This is a genomic window from Paenibacillus chibensis (assembly GCF_004001045.1).
Classification (GTDB): Bacteria; Bacillota; Bacilli; order Paenibacillales; family Paenibacillaceae; genus Paenibacillus_AQ; species Paenibacillus_AQ chibensis.
Map to the genome: position 1 here is coordinate 33,612 of NZ_BIMK01000010.1, position 15,579 is coordinate 49,190.

Consider the following 15,579-nt stretch of genomic DNA (forward strand, 5'->3'; position numbering starts at 1 on the left):
TCAACTTCATTATTGAGATTCATGCCATACGCATCCAAGAACTGCGCTGTGATGAAATGTAGACCTATCTATTCTAATATATCACCGGACATAACGCCATGTGTCATTTCATGCAAGCTTGCAGAGTCTGGAAATGCAGTTTCCCAAAAAAATCGCGCAGAGCATTCCAGGTACAAGTATCCTTCCGGTGTCGCGGGTTAATAATGGTTCGTATCCAATGTTAAATATTTCCGAGGTGACTGCTTTGAATCCAAGAAAACCAACGCTTTCGCAAGGCGTTATGACCATCCTGCTGTCGATCGGCATTATCAATCACGTATTTATTATCCCTGTGCTCCTGCAATCGACCCGCAGAGATTCGTGGTTGTCCGTAATCATCTCCGCCGTTCCGCTGCTCCTTCTGACCGGCATGATTTATTTTATTGCCAAACAAATGAAAGATCAAAGCATTGAAATGTGGGTTCAAGAGCACTACGGGACGGCCCTTGCCGTAATCATCAAAATATTTCTGAGCATGTATATGTTTACGATCTGCTTCTTTTCGCTGACGGACACGACGAACTGGGCGAAAATCACTTTCTTGTCGTCTACGCCAATAGCCGTCACTTCGTTCATATTAATGGCTTTATGCTTGTATACCAGCATCAACGGATTTAAGACGATCGCTGCCGCTTCAGGCATTTTGCTGCCTATCGTGGTTCTGCTCGGTTTCTTCATCATGTTCGCCAACATTCAATATAAAGATTACAGCCAGCTCCTGCCCGTATTCGAAAATGGATGGGGCAGCATCATGAAGGGTGTGATGTATTCATGCTCAGGCTCTTTCGAAATTGTCGTCTATCTCCTGCTGCAGCCTAAGCTGGACAAGCCCGCGAAGGGCTGGCAGCTGATGCTCCTCGCTCTCGTCCTGATCGGCCTGACGCTCGGACCCTTGATCGGAGCCATCACGATCTTTGATCCAATCGAAGCGGAGAGACAGAGGTATCCGGCCTATGAGGAATGGAGAATTGCCACCCTGGGCCGCTACATATCCCAAACCGACTTTTTTTCCATCTATCAGTGGCTCTCAGGAGCGTTCATCCGAATTGCGCTGGCCCTGTATTTTATAGTGGACGTGTGGAATATTAAAAAGAAAAAAGCGAGAATATGGACCCTCGCCGCGCTTGTCGTTATCCTTTATAGCATCAACCTGCTGGGTCCGAACGACATGCTCTTTCTCCACCTGCTGAAAAATTACTATTTTCCCGCCTCCTTCGTCTTTTTGACCTTGCTGGTCTGCATCCTGTTTATTCTCGCCTACATCTCATCCAGAAAGAAGGTACATCCAGACCATGGCAATTGATAACCATCCGGAACCTTTTGCTCATAACAACGAAACCATAGATAAAGCGGTCTTAGAACAATATTATGCGAACTGCCAGGATGTGGTTCTGCATCCGTTCTTCGTGGGATCGGGGGAGCATAAGCAAACGATTGTACTGCTGTACTGCGAAGGCATGTCCGACGCGGAACAGATCAATCAATTCGTGCTTCCCCGTCTTGAAAAAATGTATGGGAAAACGGGTTTCTCCAATGTTCAGGATGTTGAAGATTGCCAGTATATCCCCCTCAACCGCCTGAATGCCGATAAACTGCTGAAAGAGCTTGATTCAAAGATTTTCGGTGGCATGCTGGTCGTTTTCTTTCAGGAACTCCGCGCCTTTTTCACCATGGACGTCAGCAAGCAGCCCAATCGGACTCCGGAGGAGTCCTCGACCGAATCTTCCGTTAAAGGCCCGCATGACGGCTTTACCGAGTCGCTCACCACCAATGTGGCCCTGGTCCGGAAGCGGCTCCGTTCGCAATCCTTTTGCGTGGAAAATTTTGTGCTGTCCGAACGGGGCCAAACCAAGGTTTCCCTGCTGTATATTCAAGACATCATCAATCCGGATATCGTTACCGAGATTCGTGGCCGCCTGCGCAATTATGAGGGCGATGCCATCATCGGTACGTCGCAAATCGAGAATTTGGTTCAGGGTAAGCTTAAAAGCATTTTCCCCCTGACCGATTACATCGGCAGACCCGATTATGTAGCGGACAGCATCCTCAGCGGAAGATTCGCAATTCTTTTCGACGGTTCCCCCATGGCTATTATTGCTCCCATTACGCTGACGTCCCAGATTAAATCGCCGGAAGATACCAATATGCCCTTCCATATCGTATCGGTCCAAAGGATCATGCGTTTGGCCGGGCTGGTGATCGCTCTTTTTTTGCCTGGCTTTTATATCGCCTTGACCAGCTATAATATCGAACAGGTTCCTACGCCTTTACTGGCTACCATCATGAATTCCCGCACAGGCCTGCCGATGTCAATCCCGCTCGAGGCGTTCGTGATGCTGTTCCTGTTCGAGGTATTCCACGAGGCCGGGATCAGGCTCCCCAATCGGTTGGACAAACGATCACGGTCGTGGGCGGCCTCATCGTCGGCGATGCGGCCATTCGGGCAGGCATCACCTCTCCCACCATGATCGTCATGGTCGCGGTAACGATTATCGCCACCTTTACGCTGGTCAATCAGGTGCTGGCTGGAACGACGGCCCTTGTCAGGCTGTATGTACTCCTATTATCCTCGTTTCTCGGCATGTTCGGTTTTTTCATTGCCGTGTTCACACTCGTGGTACATCTGGCCACTCTCGAAAGCTATGGGGTTCCTTATCTGGCCCCCATTTCTCCTTATATCGCCCGGGATGTATCGCAGGGCTTATTCCGTAAGCCGGTCAAAGACATGTTCCGCCGCCCGAAAGTACTGCGCACCAAGGACTCTACCCGTAAAGGAGGCTAAGCGGCATGAAGGCAGTTTACGTTCTGATCCTTCGCATGTTTCTGCTGACGGGCTGCTGGGACCAGAAGTCGGTTCAGGATATGAACATCGTGACGGCCATTGGCATCGATTATAAAGACGGCCTGTATACCATGTATGGCAAACTGACGGATTTCAGCGCAGTTTCCACGACAGAGAATGGCGGGAACAAAAGCAACAAAACCTCCTGGGTCGGAAAGGGCATGGGGAAAACCGTCAATCTCGCCTTTTACGATTTGTATCCTTCCGCCCAGCACCAAACGTTGTGGACCCATGTCAAATCCATCGTTCTGTCCGAGTCCGCGCTTGCGAATTTAACCGACATTACCGAAGAGCTTCTGCGTTCAAGGGATCTGCGCTACACCCCCTGGGTTTATGGAACCAAAGATAAGATCGAGGATATTTTCAACGCCGATACGACCTTTAACCAATCGCCGCTTATGCTGGAAATGTTTGAGCCCAGAGAGGTGTACAAGCAGCGTTCCGGGATTGAGCCCATCCGATTGCAGAAGCTGATGAATGCGGTTCGAGAGCCGGCCTCAACGGTCCTGCTTCCGGAAATTTCCCTTTCGTCTAGGCACTGGTCCACGAATCAAAAGAACAATCCCATGATGCAGCTTAAAGGCGTATTTGCCATTCACAGAGGTGCCAGCGAAGGCTGGCTTCCGGAAGCGGACATGAACGGAGCCCGGCTGCTCACTTTCTCGCATATAAACCGCTTTCCGCTCAATTTGGACGCCTCCAAAGGCACCCCCGCATCGCTAAATCTTTACAATCCGAGTTCATCGTATTCGATGCACCTGGAAAACGGTAAAATCATTTTCAACGCTCGTGCAACGATACACGCGAATATTACCGAGTCCAGCTGGAAAAAGGGACTTGACGTGAAGCAGATGAAAGCGAAAGCAGAGCAAAAGCTGATGCGCGACATTTACGAGGATTTCGACAAGGCGCAGAGAAAAGGGATTGACCTGTACCATTTTGAAGAATGGTTGTACCGTCATCACTATGAGATATGGAAGCAAAAAAGCAGCGGCGGCCCGCTGCTTCAGAATGTACATCTCGGCGATGTAAAGGTGAAGGTCATGATCGACCACTCCAACACCTATAAAATGTAAGGCTTGCCTTCTACTTCTTATCCATGTCGCTGCGGCCCCAGTACGCCTTCATGCTGGTGATCAGACCGCTTTCGTCAAATTCCATGACTTCAATGACATGAAATACAAGAATCGAGTCCGGCGTCTGCGTCTCGATGTGTATGGCCATAGCCCCCGAATTGCCGTGCGATCCCCGGATCGGTTCCTCACGGCTTATTCGGGTTTTGCCGTTAACCACCCGGCCGTAAAACTCCCTGATGGCTGCTTTGCCCCGAATCGGTGCGGTACCTGCGGGATCCTCCAAAACAGCATGCTCTGCGTAAAGAGCTAGAATTCCTTCCAGATCATCCTGGTTAAAGCAGTCCAAATACGATTGCATTGCCGTCTTGATGTTTTGTTCTGTCAGCATATCGCTTCCTCCTTCTGCACGATGGAATCCCTGTTTAGAATGAACACTGTGAACCCATTTTATTATTTACCCTTCCTCCTTCCCATGTCAAACAACCCGTTCAATAGGCTGTAGTGAAGCGGTGGCCGCTTTACAGAAGCCCTCAATCACGCTAAGGTTATATATTGAGGCCAATTCCTGATTGGCAAAAAGGTAGAGAGAATAACAGCTTTTGAAAGGAGAAGATGTCTTGTGAAGTCTGACATGGACACAGGCGGAACGTCGTCTCATCGGAGTATCTCCCCCTCTGGACGCGTGCTCATCATGACCGCTGTGGAAGCGGAGCAGCAGGCCGTTCTGCGCGGAATCGGCGACTCGGATATATTTGATGTGTGCCTGGCCGGGTTCGGCCCGGCATCGGCCGCAGCCCGGACGGCAGCCGCTCTGTCCGCCGGCGATTATGCGCTGGTCATCAGTGCCGGTATCGGCGGCGGCTTCCCCGGCAAGGCGGAGATCGGGTCGATCGTCGTCGCAAGCCGGATGATCGTGGCGGATCTAGGGGCCGAAACCCCGGACGGGTTTCTCAGCGTGGACGAGCTCGGTTTCGGCAGCTCTGTTATCGTTCCTGATGAGAGAATTGTACAAGCCCTGGTCGAAAAGATGAAATCCTCGGATATCCCCGTACATTCCGGCTCCATCCTGACCGTTACGACGGGTACCGGTTCTGCGGAGACCACGGCCGCATTGACTGCTCGCTGCAGCGATGCGGCGGCGGAAGGCATGGAAGGCTTCGGCGTCGCAACAGCCGCGGGCCTGTGGGATATTCCCGTTCTAGAAATACGCACCATTTCCAACGCCGTCGGTCCGCGAGACCGCTCAGCCTGGAGGATGAAAGAGGCATTCGCGGCGCTTGAGGCCGCCGCGGCAATGATAAGGAGGTTGTTTACAGAATGAAAATTGCATTTTCCCCCTGTCCCAATGACACGTTCGTATTCCATGCCTGGACGCATGGACTGATTCCGGATGCGCCGGAGCTTGATGTCACGTATGCCGATATCGATATTACGAATCATCTCGCCGCCGAGGAAGACAGCGGCTACGATGTTCTGAAAATTTCGTATGCGGCCCTCCCCTGGGTTCTGGACCGCTATGCGCTCCTGCCGTGCGGCGGCGCCCTCGGCCGGGGCTGCGGCCCGCTGGTGCTGGCAGCCGGAGGCGACCAGGCTCCGCAGGACCCATCCGCCCTGTCCGGACGCCGCGTAGCCGTTCCAAGCGAACGGTCAACAGCGTATCTCTTGTTCCGGCTGTGGGCAGCACAGAACGTTCCAGGCGGCGTCGGAGAGATTGTGGTGATGCCATTCGATCAGATCATGCCTGCCGTCCGTGACGGAAAAATCGATGCCGGCCTTGTCATCCACGAAGCCAGATTTACCTATCCGGAATACGGATTAACGCTGATGGCCGATCTGGGCAGCTGGTGGGAGCAGGACACGGGGCTCCCAATTCCGCTCGGTGCCATCATCGCCAAACGGACGCTTGATCTCAAGGCTATTACGGAATGGACGCAGGCATCCGTCGAATATGCGTGGGCGCATCCGGATGCTTCCCGCGGCTATGTTCTGGAGCATGCACAGGAAATGGATCCTAAAGTGGCTGATGCCCACATTAATCTTTACGTCAACAGCTTTACAGCCAATTTAGGCGAAGACGGGTACGCTGCGATCATCTCCCTGCTCACCCGCGCCGCGGATGAAGGACTTGTCCCTAGGGTTGATCCCCAAATGCTAATGCTTCCATAAGAAAACAACAACCCCCTTTTCGTAGTCATCGAAAAGGGGGTTCTCTTTGAGTTCATTTTCGGCGTGGTATGATTAACGGAAATCCTTTGGGATTCTCCGGGCAACGCCTGTCAGGATCGCAGCTTGTACAACCGCTTTGCGGACCTCGACGACGACCTGTTCATTAAAAATGCTCGGGATAATGTACAGCTCGTTCAATTCCCCGCCTGTAACGACCGATGCGATGGCGCGGGCAGCAGCCAGCTTCATCGGCTCATTGATGCAGCGGGCCCGGCAATCGAGCGCCCCCCGGAACAAGCCCGGAAACACAAGGACGTTGTTAATCTGGTTCGGATAGTCGCTTCGGCCTGTCGCATATACCCGTGCATGAGGCAGGGCCTCCTCAGGCGAAACCTCCGGATGCGGGTTGGCCATCGCGAACACGATCGGATCCGGCCCCATGCCCCGGATATCCTCGCCGTTCAGCAAATTGCCGCGGGATACCCCAATGAACACATCGGCACCACGAATGACTTCCTTCAACGCTCCTTCGTTTGCTTCGACCTGATGCTGATCTGCCAGCCACTGCCACATCGGATGCGAGTAGCTTCCGCCTCTTACGATGGCCCCTTCGCGATCTACAGGAACGAGCTTGGTCACGCCTGCGCTAAGCAGCATTTTACAGATGGATACGCCAGCTGCGCCAACGCCGTTAACGACGACGCGTATGTTTTCAATCCGTTTGTTGACGACTTTCAGTGCGTTCAGCAGTCCGGCAATGACAACGACGGCGGTACCGTGCTGGTCATCATGGAAAACCGGTATGTCCAGCTCCTCTGTCAGCCGCTGCTCGATTTCGAAGCAGCGAGGGGAGCTGATATCTTCCAAATTGATGCCGCCAAATATCGGGCTCATGGCTTTGATCGTCCGGATCAGCTCTTCCGTATCATGGGTATCCAGACAGATCGGGAAAGCATCCACATCTGCAAGCTGCTTGAACAGCATCGCTTTGCCCTCCATGACCGGCGCAGCCGCATACGGCCCGATGTCACCCAGTCCCAGTACGGCCGTTCCGTCACTGACGACGGCAACGGTATTCCGCTTGATCGTAAGCGAATACGCCTTTTCCGGATTCTCATGGATGGCGGTGCACACCTTGGCCACGCCCGGTGTATATACCCGGGACAGGTCATCCCGGTTTTTGATTGGAAGTGTCGGTTGAATTTTTATTTTGCCGCCCAGATGGACGAGGAAGGTCCGGTCCGAAACGTTGATGAGCTTGATGCCTTCCTTTTGCTTCAAGGATTCGACGACCTTGCTTTCTTCCGTATCCGCCACTTCTACCGTGATGTCCCTTACGGAATAATCCTTACCCGGCCGAATGACGTCGATGGAAGTGATATCGCCGCCCGAATCGCTGATTGCGGCAGCCACATCCCCGAAGGTGGCCTTTTCATGATTAAGTTCAACGCGCAAAATAATACTTGTGTTAGCCATGAAGCTTCCCCCTAATATGGTGTAGTTCCTTTGTAACCGATTTCAACACGCACCTATCATAACAGGCGACGGACTTCAAAACAAGCGCCATAAGTCTAATCCTTTCCAAGCAGAAGTCCCTGAAATCCCGTCATCCCCGTTACGGCGTGCCCGCATGGTGGGCACTCGCTTCCCGTTTGTTCGTTTCATGTACGCCCATAACGACAGCGATCAATTCATAGCTGTCCAAGCGTTCCGATTCATTCCGGAGACAAAAAGCGCTGGATTCAAACCAGCCACTGATTTTGGCGAATTGGGCTACCGGAGTCCCGAGCTGATCCGTAATCGTGTACTCCTTGGAGAACGCGGGAGAGAAAATTTCATAGATTCCCCGATCCTCCGTCTCGTACTCGAACTTCTTGGACAAAAAGCTGATCCGATGCCTCAGAACTCCCAGCAATACGCCATCCGCATTCGAAATCTCCCATTTATTCGAAAAAAACCGGAATTTACCGCTGCAGACCAGCCTGCCTTCAGCATCGTGCACATCCAGTGACGAACCGAATGCGCTTTTTAGATCCAGGCTTCCGGCAGGCTCCTGATGTACGTCCACGATTTCCGTGTAACCGGCGTTGAAGAAGTTATCTTTAAAATACAGTTCCAGCTTGGACACCTTCTTTCATCGATTTTTTCTTCTGTTTATCGTGCGGGAATAAGAAAGCCATGGACAAATAATACATCCATGGCTTATGTTCATGCAAACTTTGCATTTTGGGTAGGGAACCGATCAACGTATGCACGTACAACCGTTCAATTTAACAATAGTATATATTATTTTCATAATCTTTTCCATATAAATCACAAGCCATTTAACACATATTTCATATGTACCTGATTGACCGCGGGCGTGAACCCGGCTTCTTCCAAAATACGTACGAGCGCGTGCTCGGACAATGGCAGATTTACGGTGCGGCGCACTACTTTTTTATCCAGTGGAGCATACACTTGTGACAACAGCGCTTTTAACAGCCCGGGGGCGTCCGCTTCCGGAGCGTGAACGGCGCGGCATTGGAAAAGGGCTGTCGAGCTGTGTTCACCCTGCGCATCGAATACTCTTTTGAACAGGGCATAGCCCGCAATTTCCCCTCTGTCATCCGTCGCCACAACAGATTGGCCATTCACGATGTTCTCCCAATGTGTCTGCCAAGGCATGTTTCCGACCGGGAGCTGCAAATGCTGTATATCTTGAGGCAAACCGAATGTGAACGTATATCCAGGAGCAGCATCCATTGCAAACGCCTCTGGTGCAAGGCCTTCCTTCTGCTCATAGAATCTCAGCTTGTCGATGAGCTCGTATCCCATTTTGGTATACAGCTTGATCGCCGGTTCATTTTCGCTCAGCGCTTCCAGAAGAGCTATCTCTGCCCCCTTTTCCCGGTACACATCCAGCGCCGCACCAATCAGCTGCTTCCCGTGTCCTTTTCCGCGGTATTCGGGAATAATGCCCGTGCCTCCGTTCCATGCCGTCAGACGCCCATCCACCATGCGGAAGCCGTTCATGACGAAGCCGATCGGCTTATCCAAGTCGCAAAGGACGATGGATGATTCCATTGACAAGTGATTTTCCGGAATTCTTCTTATAAAAGCATCCATGCTCATCGTTAGGTCCGATGCGTAACCCTTAAAGCCTTCATTCCACAGCTCCGTAAGCTCTGTAGCCGTAAATTCGGTGAATCTTTTGATCTGCATAATAAGTGATTCTCCTCCCGGAAAAAGAAATAAATGGCATTACCCTCATCATGAACAAAATGTGAATTGAAAGCAATCATTTTGTAACTTTAACCGGAAATTGTTGTGATAAAGTTAGTTTCTGTGAACTGCTTCATTGATTAAATCATCTGCATGGAGGCATCAAGACATGAACATCATACGCATCATTCCGTTCACTTACATAAAGGGCATAGTGATAAATACTTCCCGCTATGAAAGCAGGGTTTGTCCATATGTCTAGTCAGCATTATCCAACGAAACGCTATATGCCGGGACTCGACGGCCTGCGGACATTAGCCGTGTTTTTTGTCGTCTTATATCATTTAAATGTCAACTGGGCACCGGGCGGCCTGCTCGGCGTCAGCATCTTTTTTGTACTATCCGGTTATCTGATTACAGATTTGTTAACCGCGGAATGGGGCCGAACCCGGACCCTTGACCTGAAGTCTTTCTGGATCAGGCGCTGCAGGAGACTGATGCCTGCCATGATGGTCATGATGGTGTCGGTCGTTGCCTGGGTGACGATTTTTAATCCCTCGCTGATGCATGTCCTGCGCGGGGATGTGGTTTCATCCCTTTTATATGTCAACAACTGGTACCTGATCTTTCACCAGGTCTCCTATTTTGAAAAGTTCGGTCCCGTCTCCCCTCTGGGGCATATGTGGTCGCTCGCCGTGGAAGAGCAGTTCTATCTGCTCTGGCCCCTGCTGCTGCTTCTGGCCATGAAGCTTCTGCGAAAGCGCGGTCCGATTTTTCTGTTCATCCTGGCGGCTGCGGCCGTATCCGCGCTGCTCATGCTGCTGATGTATGATCCTGACCATGACCCGAGCCGGGTGTATTACGGGACCGATACGCGCGCGTTTTCACTTCTGATCGGAGCCGCGCTCAGCATTGTGTGGCCCAGCCGTAAGCTCTTCGCCGCCAAAAGTTTAACATCGCGCCTCATGCTCGAGGGCACCGGTATTGCCGGACTGGGCTCCGTCTTTTACATGGTGTGGAATACGAATGAATACGATGGGTTTCTGTATCCCGGAGGCTTTATCCTGCTGTCCGTTCTCGCTGCGATGGTGATTGCGTCAGCAGCCCATCCCGCCAGCCTGGTCGGCAGGCTGCTTGGCATCAAGCCGCTGCGGTGGCTCGGCGTCCGTTCCTACAGCATCTACATATGGCATTATCCTGTTATTGTACTTACCGCCCCGGCGGATTCGGATCCATCGGTATGGCGTGCGATCCTGCAATCTACGGCCAGCATCATTCTAGCCGCTTTGTCTTACAAATATATTGAAGAACCGATTCGGGGAGGACTGATCGGCAGAATGTGGAATAAATTCCGCAAGGGGCATGTAAACCTGTCGCTCGTACCGCTCAAAGGCTGGATCACGTTTGCATCCGTGCTTGCTCTGGTGATCGTTTCATGCGCCGGATTCGCTATGCGTACGCCGGTGAGCGCGTCCGTTCTGCCGCAGGAAGCAGCTCCGGTTACCGCGATGGTAACACCTCCTGATCCGAACGGAGAAGCGGTTGATCCGCCGCCGACAATGAAGCCGCCTGCCGATAAAGAATCATCTATCGGCACACCTGCGGCCCCTGCCCATGATGATGAAGCACAAGCGGCCGGTACACCTTCGCCGCATTCTGATCAGGGAGCCGGGGAAGTGTCCGCAAGCCCTCATAAAGCTTCGGGCTCGGTTGATTCTGCTCCCACAGATACCGGTAAAGCAAAGCCGCAGGATGCCGCCGCAAACGCCAGCCAAACCGGCCAGGATCGCTCGCAGGAGAAGCAGAATAAGCCGTCCACCGCAGCCAAACCGGATAAAAAAACCGTTCCGGTGACGGCAATCGGCGATTCCGTGATGCTGGATGCGGAGCCTTATTTGCAGAAGCTGATTCCAGGTGCCGTTATCGACGGCAGGATCGGCAGGCAAATGGCTGAGGCTCCGAAGCTCATTGAACGTTTGCGTGCGGAAGGAAAGCTTGGCGACCAGCTCGTCATCGAGCTCGGAACCAACGGTCCTTTCAGCAGCAAGCAGCTCATGTCCCTTCTCGATTCTTTACAGGATGTACGCAGGATTGTACTGGTCAATGCCAGGGTGCCGCGTGGCTGGGAAAGCACCGTGAATGCTTCCATTTCAAAGGCGGCATCCGCATATCCCAATACGGCCCTGCTCGACTGGCACGCCGCCAGCAAAGGCAAATCGTATTTTGAACCGGACGGCGTTCATTTGAAGCCCCAAGGCGGCAAAATTTTAGCGGAAATGATGGCCCAGGCGCTGGGTTATCCGAGGAAATGAGCTCAGCCGTCAACCATGCGCCATACCAGCAAGCGGACCTCTTCCCGGAAGAGGTCCGCTTTATTAAGTTTATTGGAACGTATACATTTCGAAGCATGACCAGCCGGATCCATTTATAATATCAGAAGATGGTTTGGGTTATTGTATAGAAAAGGAGGGAATATGCGTGAACAGCAGCGAAGGAAATTGCGAATGCTGTGGAAGGGAGGGCGTGGTGACGACCGTCCATCATTTAACGCCCCGGGAAGAAGGAGGAGCGATGCTGCCGACGGCAGAGTTTTGCATCCCCTGTCATACACAGATCCACCATCTTTATACGAACAGGCAGATCGTCGAGAATGGACTGACCACCCTCGAAGGTGTCCGGCAAGATCCCGGGATGTGGGCTTTTATCCGCTGGATTCGCAAACAGCCGGCGGGAGCGATCCCGAAAGCCCGCAAATCGCGAAATGTCCGCGGAAAGCATTAGACAGATGCATCCTGCGCCTGCTTTCGCAAGGCTAGCGACCCTTCGATAATCGCATCCAGCAGGCCGGAGAATGAGATGCCCGCCGCCAGCGCGCTTCGCGGAAGCAGGCTGGTTTTAGTCATGCCCGGCAGTGTGTTGACTTCAAGAATGTACGGAATGCCGTTCTTCAGTATCATGTCGATCCGGGCGTATACGCTGCATTTCATAGCTTGGTAGCTTTTCTCCGCTGCAAGCCGGATGCGATCCCCGATTTCTTTTTCAAACGTCACCACCTGCTCCGTGGAGGCTCCCGGTTCATATTTCGAGGTATAATCGAAAAATTCAGCACCCGGTTTGATAGATACAATGGGTAGATGCGCTCCGTTTAGTATGCTGCAGGTAATTTCCTCACCGGTGACGTAAGCCTCAACCAATACTTCCTCCCCGTAGGAAAAGGCTGTGCGTGCTGCTTGCACCAGCTCATCTTCATTTCTGGCAAGCGTCACCCCGATGCTCGAACCGCCGGCATTCGGCTTAACGACAAGGGGATAACCGAAGGCAGCTGTCCGCCCGTCGCGAAGCTCCTCCATGCTGCGAAGCAAGACCCAATCCGGGGTATGAAGACCCTCGTATCGAAGGAGCCGTTTGCTTAAATCCTTATCCATACAGAGCGAGCTGGATAGGAGCGTGCAGCCTGTATACGGAATTCCCATCGTTTCAAGCGTGCCTTGTATCGTGCCATCCTCGCCGAAGCTGCCATGAAGGGCAAGCAAAGCCATATCGATCCCTCGGGCCTGCTCCAGCAGATCCTGTTTGCGCACAACGTCGATTGCGATCACTTCATACTTGGCTGGATCCAGGTTCTCCATCATTTCTTTGCCCGTTGCCAGCGAGACCTCCCTTTCCGAAGAAACGCCGCCCATGATAACGCCAACTTTCATTCGTTACGCCTCCACTCTTTTTTGAACGGCTCTGCCGATGATTTCGATGCCATGCCGCAGCTCCTCATCGCTCACCCGGGAAAATCCGAGCCGAAGCGTATTTGCGCCGCCGCCATCCGTATAAAATACGTCTCCCGCCGTGAACACGACGCCTTGAGCGTAACATTCGGCCAGAATCTCTCTGGCGTTGCACTGATCTTCCAGCTCGATGAACAAGTGCAGGCCGCCCGATCCGGTCAGGCGTTTATACGGAATGTACTCGCCGCAATACTGGACAGCCAGCTCATGCTTGCGTTTGTACTCCGATTTGGCCCGCTTCAGATACTTTTCGAAGTTTCCGTTATGGAAATACTGGTACAGCACGGCCTGATCCAGCGTGGACGTGTGGATATTGCGCGCGCGCTTCACGCTGACCAAAGCGTCGATCAGCGCGCGGTCGGCTGCGATCCAGCCGATGCGAATGCCCGGAAATAAAATTTTGGAGAAGCTGCCGAGGTAAATGATGCTGTTCCCTTCCCCGCCAAAAGCCGCCAGCGGCGCCATATGCGAGCCTGAATAGCGGAGCTCCTCATTAAAGCCGTCCTCGATCAGCGGAATCCGGTATCGGGCAAGAAGACGCAGAACCTCTACCCTCTTCTCGGCGGACATCACGATGCCCGTCGGGTTATGATATGAAGGCGTGAGATAGGCGAGTCCGAACTCCTGCTCCTGCAGCGCCTTTTCAAACAGCTCCAGCCTTACCCCGTCCTGATCCATCGGAATTCCGGTGATGTCGAAGCCGTGCAGACGGGAAATTTTAATGGCGGTATGATGCGTGGGATTTTCACAGATGATGCGCTTTTGCGGAACCGCAAGCGAGGATACGAGCATGTCGTACGCCTCGGTAAAGCCGTTGGTGATCAGGATGTCCTTGCCTTCCATATCGACGCCTTTGGTTTCCATATATCCCGTCAAGTATTCGATCAGAGGCTTATACCCTTTGGCGTAGCCGTAGTTGAGCAGGATCTCCCCCTCCAGCGACATGCGGTCCAGGAAGGCCCGTTTCACGTTCGCAAGGTCGAACAGCTTTTCGTCGGGCGCAATGCTGGCAAAATTGATCATGCCCTTTTCGCCGCGCAGGTCGCGCTTCATCAGGTCATATTCCACGGCCTGCTGCGTCTTCCGGTTCAGCTTCTGCTCCCAATCCAGCGACCATGAAGGCACCGACGCGATGCCGACCTTGGAAACGAAGCTGCCTTTGGAATGGATCGTATAGATGAACCCCTCCTCTTCGAGCTCCGAATACACGGTTACCAGCGTGTTGCGGCTGATTCCCAGCATCGTGCTCAGTTCACGCGTGGACGGAAGCTTCTGGTCCACCCTTCCCTTTCCTTTCGTTATCCACTGCTTCAAATATTCTTTCACCTGCACCGTGAGCGGCCGGCCGTCTATAATTTTAAAATCGGTGAACATATATCCATCCCTCCATAGCTATCTTTGCATATTCCCGCAGCGGAAGAAAGATCCACCCCGGCGCTTTTTGCCGGCTGTCGTGGTACGGGATGGAACCAAAGCAAAAGGACGCCCCTGGTCCGAAAGCCCGAACCCTGTGGACGCCCCTAATGTTAAGCTTACCTTCTGCATTCATGATCATACCGTCATTCCTTCAATCCTTGACCAGCTCAAAGAGCTCGGCAATCGAAACGGTATCTTCCCTTAATTCTAAATCGAGATCCTTCCATGCGAGCCGGTGATCTTCCTGGAACTGCCCAACATCATCCCTGTTGCCTTCGCCCCGGACCAGCCGGGGATCCGGATTCCCAAACGTCGTTTCGATAACTTCCAGCAGCCGCACCTTGCATCTGGCATTGCCTTGCTTATCCTGTACCTTTAGAATTTGGCCGACCGGCTCATAGGTTGCTTGCAGCTCCGATTCTGAATATTCCTCCTTGGGAGCACAGGTTGCTGTCTTCTCGCCCCGAATGATCTGCTGGATGAGCTTCTCGCCTAACCCTTGATCCCCTTCCCAACCAAAAACCATCGTATAGCTTAACTCGTGTTCCTGCACTATCCGTCAATCCTTTCTTCTGTTCCCCTCAGAAACTTTATGCCAGGCTTTTCTCGATGATCGGCTGCGTGGACAAGGACACGTTCCCGGCAATGGCGCGGGAGATCATGCAGGAGCCTTCAGCCTTCTCCGCCAAGCGGCGCGCATGATTGATGTCCTGCTCCGAAGCGTCCGGTTTCAGGATGATGTGCGGTTTATGAGTAATGCTTACATACGTGAAAATGTTGTTCGTAACATCCACGATGCCTTCCGATTCCAGCGACAGCTTCTCGACCGGCAGGCCGCCCCGCTCCATCATCGCTGCCAGTGTGATCAGGTAGCAGGTCGCCGCTGCGCCAAGCAGCATTTCATCGGGATTGGTCCCGATGCCGGGCCCCCCCATCTCCTTCGGAATCGATATGGCCGTCTTCAGCTGGCCTGCTTCGATCCTTCCCTCGCTATTGCGGCCGCCATCCCACTCTGCCTTCAATATAAAAGAATGATTCATACGAAGTCGCCTCCTTC

14 protein-coding genes and 1 pseudogene are annotated in these 15,579 nt (G+C 52.7%); 7 read left to right on the forward strand and 8 right to left on the reverse strand.

The features are described from left to right. Nucleotides 1-244 precede the first annotated feature (244 nt). The 3 genes and pseudogenes from PCH05_RS10015 to PCH05_RS10025 all read left to right on the forward strand — a co-directional run bounded on the left by PCH05_RS10015 (nucleotide 245) and on the right by PCH05_RS10025 (nucleotide 3,957). Nucleotides 245-1,342, forward strand: coding sequence for a GerAB/ArcD/ProY family transporter (locus tag PCH05_RS10015; RefSeq protein WP_164766606.1), 1,098 nt, complete (start codon nucleotides 245-247; stop codon nucleotides 1,340-1,342). Beyond that, a pseudogene (locus PCH05_RS10020) lies at nucleotides 1,332-2,821 on the forward strand (spore germination protein). Before PCH05_RS10015 ends, PCH05_RS10020 begins: the two are co-directional and overlap by 11 nt. 5 nt (nucleotides 2,822-2,826) lie before the next feature. Beyond that, nucleotides 2,827-3,957, forward strand: a complete 1,131-nt coding sequence (locus tag PCH05_RS10025) for a Ger(x)C family spore germination protein (RefSeq protein WP_127602249.1) — start codon at nucleotides 2,827-2,829, stop codon at nucleotides 3,955-3,957. Between the two features lie 10 nt (nucleotides 3,958-3,967). On the opposite strand, the gene PCH05_RS10030 is transcribed toward PCH05_RS10025, so the two are convergent. Further along, nucleotides 3,968-4,345 carry a nuclear transport factor 2 family protein gene (locus tag PCH05_RS10030; RefSeq protein ID WP_127602250.1) on the reverse strand — a complete coding sequence of 126 codons (378 nt, stop codon included), beginning with the start codon at nucleotides 4,343-4,345 and terminating at the stop codon, nucleotides 3,968-3,970. A gap of 243 nt (nucleotides 4,346-4,588) precedes the next feature. Here PCH05_RS10030 and PCH05_RS10035 point away from each other — a divergent pair, with 243 nt between their 5' ends. Continuing rightward, a complete protein-coding gene (locus PCH05_RS10035) occupies nucleotides 4,589-5,278 on the forward strand; it encodes a futalosine hydrolase (protein ID WP_127602393.1) in 690 nt (229 codons plus the stop codon). Continuing rightward, nucleotides 5,275-6,123 carry a 1,4-dihydroxy-6-naphtoate synthase gene (locus tag PCH05_RS10040; RefSeq protein WP_127602251.1) on the forward strand — a complete coding sequence of 283 codons (849 nt, stop codon included), beginning with the start codon at nucleotides 5,275-5,277 and terminating at the stop codon, nucleotides 6,121-6,123. The genes PCH05_RS10035 and PCH05_RS10040 overlap by 4 nt, the downstream gene beginning before the upstream one ends. A gap of 72 nt (nucleotides 6,124-6,195) precedes the next feature. Here PCH05_RS10040 and PCH05_RS10045 read toward each other — a convergent pair whose 3' ends face one another. The 3 genes from PCH05_RS10045 to PCH05_RS10055 form a co-directional block, all read right to left on the reverse strand. Beyond that, nucleotides 6,196-7,599 (reverse strand): NAD-dependent malic enzyme, encoded by a 1,404-nt coding sequence (locus PCH05_RS10045; RefSeq protein ID WP_127602252.1) that lies wholly within the window; start codon nucleotides 7,597-7,599, stop codon nucleotides 6,196-6,198. A gap of 139 nt (nucleotides 7,600-7,738) precedes the next feature. After that, entirely contained in the window at nucleotides 7,739-8,251 is a 513-nt protein-coding gene (locus PCH05_RS10050; RefSeq protein ID WP_307719524.1) for an LURP-one-related/scramblase family protein, read from the reverse strand. Between the two features lie 185 nt (nucleotides 8,252-8,436). Next, on the reverse strand, nucleotides 8,437-9,327 hold the full coding sequence (locus PCH05_RS10055) for a GNAT family N-acetyltransferase (protein ID WP_127602253.1): 891 nt from the start codon (nucleotides 9,325-9,327) through the stop codon (nucleotides 8,437-8,439). A 254-nt stretch (nucleotides 9,328-9,581) separates the two neighbouring features. Here PCH05_RS10055 and PCH05_RS10060 point away from each other — a divergent pair, with 254 nt between their 5' ends. Together PCH05_RS10060 and PCH05_RS10065 are read left to right on the forward strand one after the other, a co-directional pair. After that, the gene (locus PCH05_RS10060) at nucleotides 9,582-11,639 is read left to right on the forward strand and encodes an acyltransferase family protein (protein ID WP_127602254.1); all 2,058 of its coding nucleotides are present in this window, start codon (nucleotides 9,582-9,584) and stop codon (nucleotides 11,637-11,639) included. A gap of 166 nt (nucleotides 11,640-11,805) precedes the next feature. Then, complete coding sequence (locus PCH05_RS10065; protein ID WP_127602255.1) at nucleotides 11,806-12,108, forward strand: HNH endonuclease; 303 nt, start codon at nucleotides 11,806-11,808, stop codon at nucleotides 12,106-12,108. Here PCH05_RS10065 and PCH05_RS10070 read toward each other — a convergent pair. From PCH05_RS10070 to PCH05_RS10085, 4 genes are all read right to left on the reverse strand, one after another. Continuing rightward, the gene (locus PCH05_RS10070; RefSeq protein ID WP_127602256.1) at nucleotides 12,105-13,028 is read right to left on the reverse strand and encodes a D-alanine--D-alanine ligase; all 924 of its coding nucleotides are present in this window, start codon (nucleotides 13,026-13,028) and stop codon (nucleotides 12,105-12,107) included. The two genes, PCH05_RS10065 and PCH05_RS10070, sit on opposite strands and share 4 nt — an antisense overlap. Nucleotides 13,029-13,031: 3 nt before the next feature. Beyond that, nucleotides 13,032-14,480, reverse strand: coding sequence for a MocR-like pyridoxine biosynthesis transcription factor PdxR (pdxR, locus tag PCH05_RS10075; RefSeq protein WP_127602257.1), 1,449 nt, complete (start codon nucleotides 14,478-14,480; stop codon nucleotides 13,032-13,034). Between the two features lie 193 nt (nucleotides 14,481-14,673). Further along, nucleotides 14,674-15,048, reverse strand: a complete 375-nt coding sequence (locus PCH05_RS10080) for an ASCH domain-containing protein (RefSeq protein WP_127602395.1) — start codon at nucleotides 15,046-15,048, stop codon at nucleotides 14,674-14,676. Between the two features lie 64 nt (nucleotides 15,049-15,112). Beyond that, nucleotides 15,113-15,562 (reverse strand): OsmC family protein, encoded by a 450-nt coding sequence (locus PCH05_RS10085; protein ID WP_127602258.1) that lies wholly within the window; start codon nucleotides 15,560-15,562, stop codon nucleotides 15,113-15,115. Nucleotides 15,563-15,579 lie beyond the last annotated feature (17 nt).

Bases quoted from the DNA above. Each gene is read 5' to 3' on its own strand.
- PCH05_RS10025 (WP_127602249.1), top strand. From the start codon at position 2,827: ATGAAGGCAGTTTACGTTCTGATCCTTCGCATGTTTCTGCTGACGGGC.
- PCH05_RS10085 (WP_127602258.1), bottom strand. From the start codon at position 15,562: ATGAATCATTCTTTTATATTGAAGGCAGAGTGGGATGGCGGCCGCAAT.
- PCH05_RS10060 (WP_127602254.1), top strand. From the start codon at position 9,582: ATGTCTAGTCAGCATTATCCAACGAAACGCTATATGCCGGGACTCGAC.
- PCH05_RS10080 (WP_127602395.1), bottom strand. From the start codon at position 15,048: ATGGTTTTTGGTTGGGAAGGGGATCAAGGGTTAGGCGAGAAGCTCATC.
- PCH05_RS10035 (WP_127602393.1), top strand. From the start codon at position 4,589: ATGGACACAGGCGGAACGTCGTCTCATCGGAGTATCTCCCCCTCTGGA.
- PCH05_RS10045 (WP_127602252.1), bottom strand. From the start codon at position 7,599: ATGGCTAACACAAGTATTATTTTGCGCGTTGAACTTAATCATGAAAAG.
- PCH05_RS10030 (WP_127602250.1), bottom strand. From the start codon at position 4,345: ATGCTGACAGAACAAAACATCAAGACGGCAATGCAATCGTATTTGGAC.
- PCH05_RS10040 (WP_127602251.1), top strand. From the start codon at position 5,275: ATGAAAATTGCATTTTCCCCCTGTCCCAATGACACGTTCGTATTCCAT.
- PCH05_RS10055 (WP_127602253.1), bottom strand. From the start codon at position 9,327: ATGCAGATCAAAAGATTCACCGAATTTACGGCTACAGAGCTTACGGAG.
- PCH05_RS10070 (WP_127602256.1), bottom strand. From the start codon at position 13,028: ATGAAAGTTGGCGTTATCATGGGCGGCGTTTCTTCGGAAAGGGAGGTC.
- pdxR (WP_127602257.1), bottom strand. From the start codon at position 14,480: ATGTTCACCGATTTTAAAATTATAGACGGCCGGCCGCTCACGGTGCAG.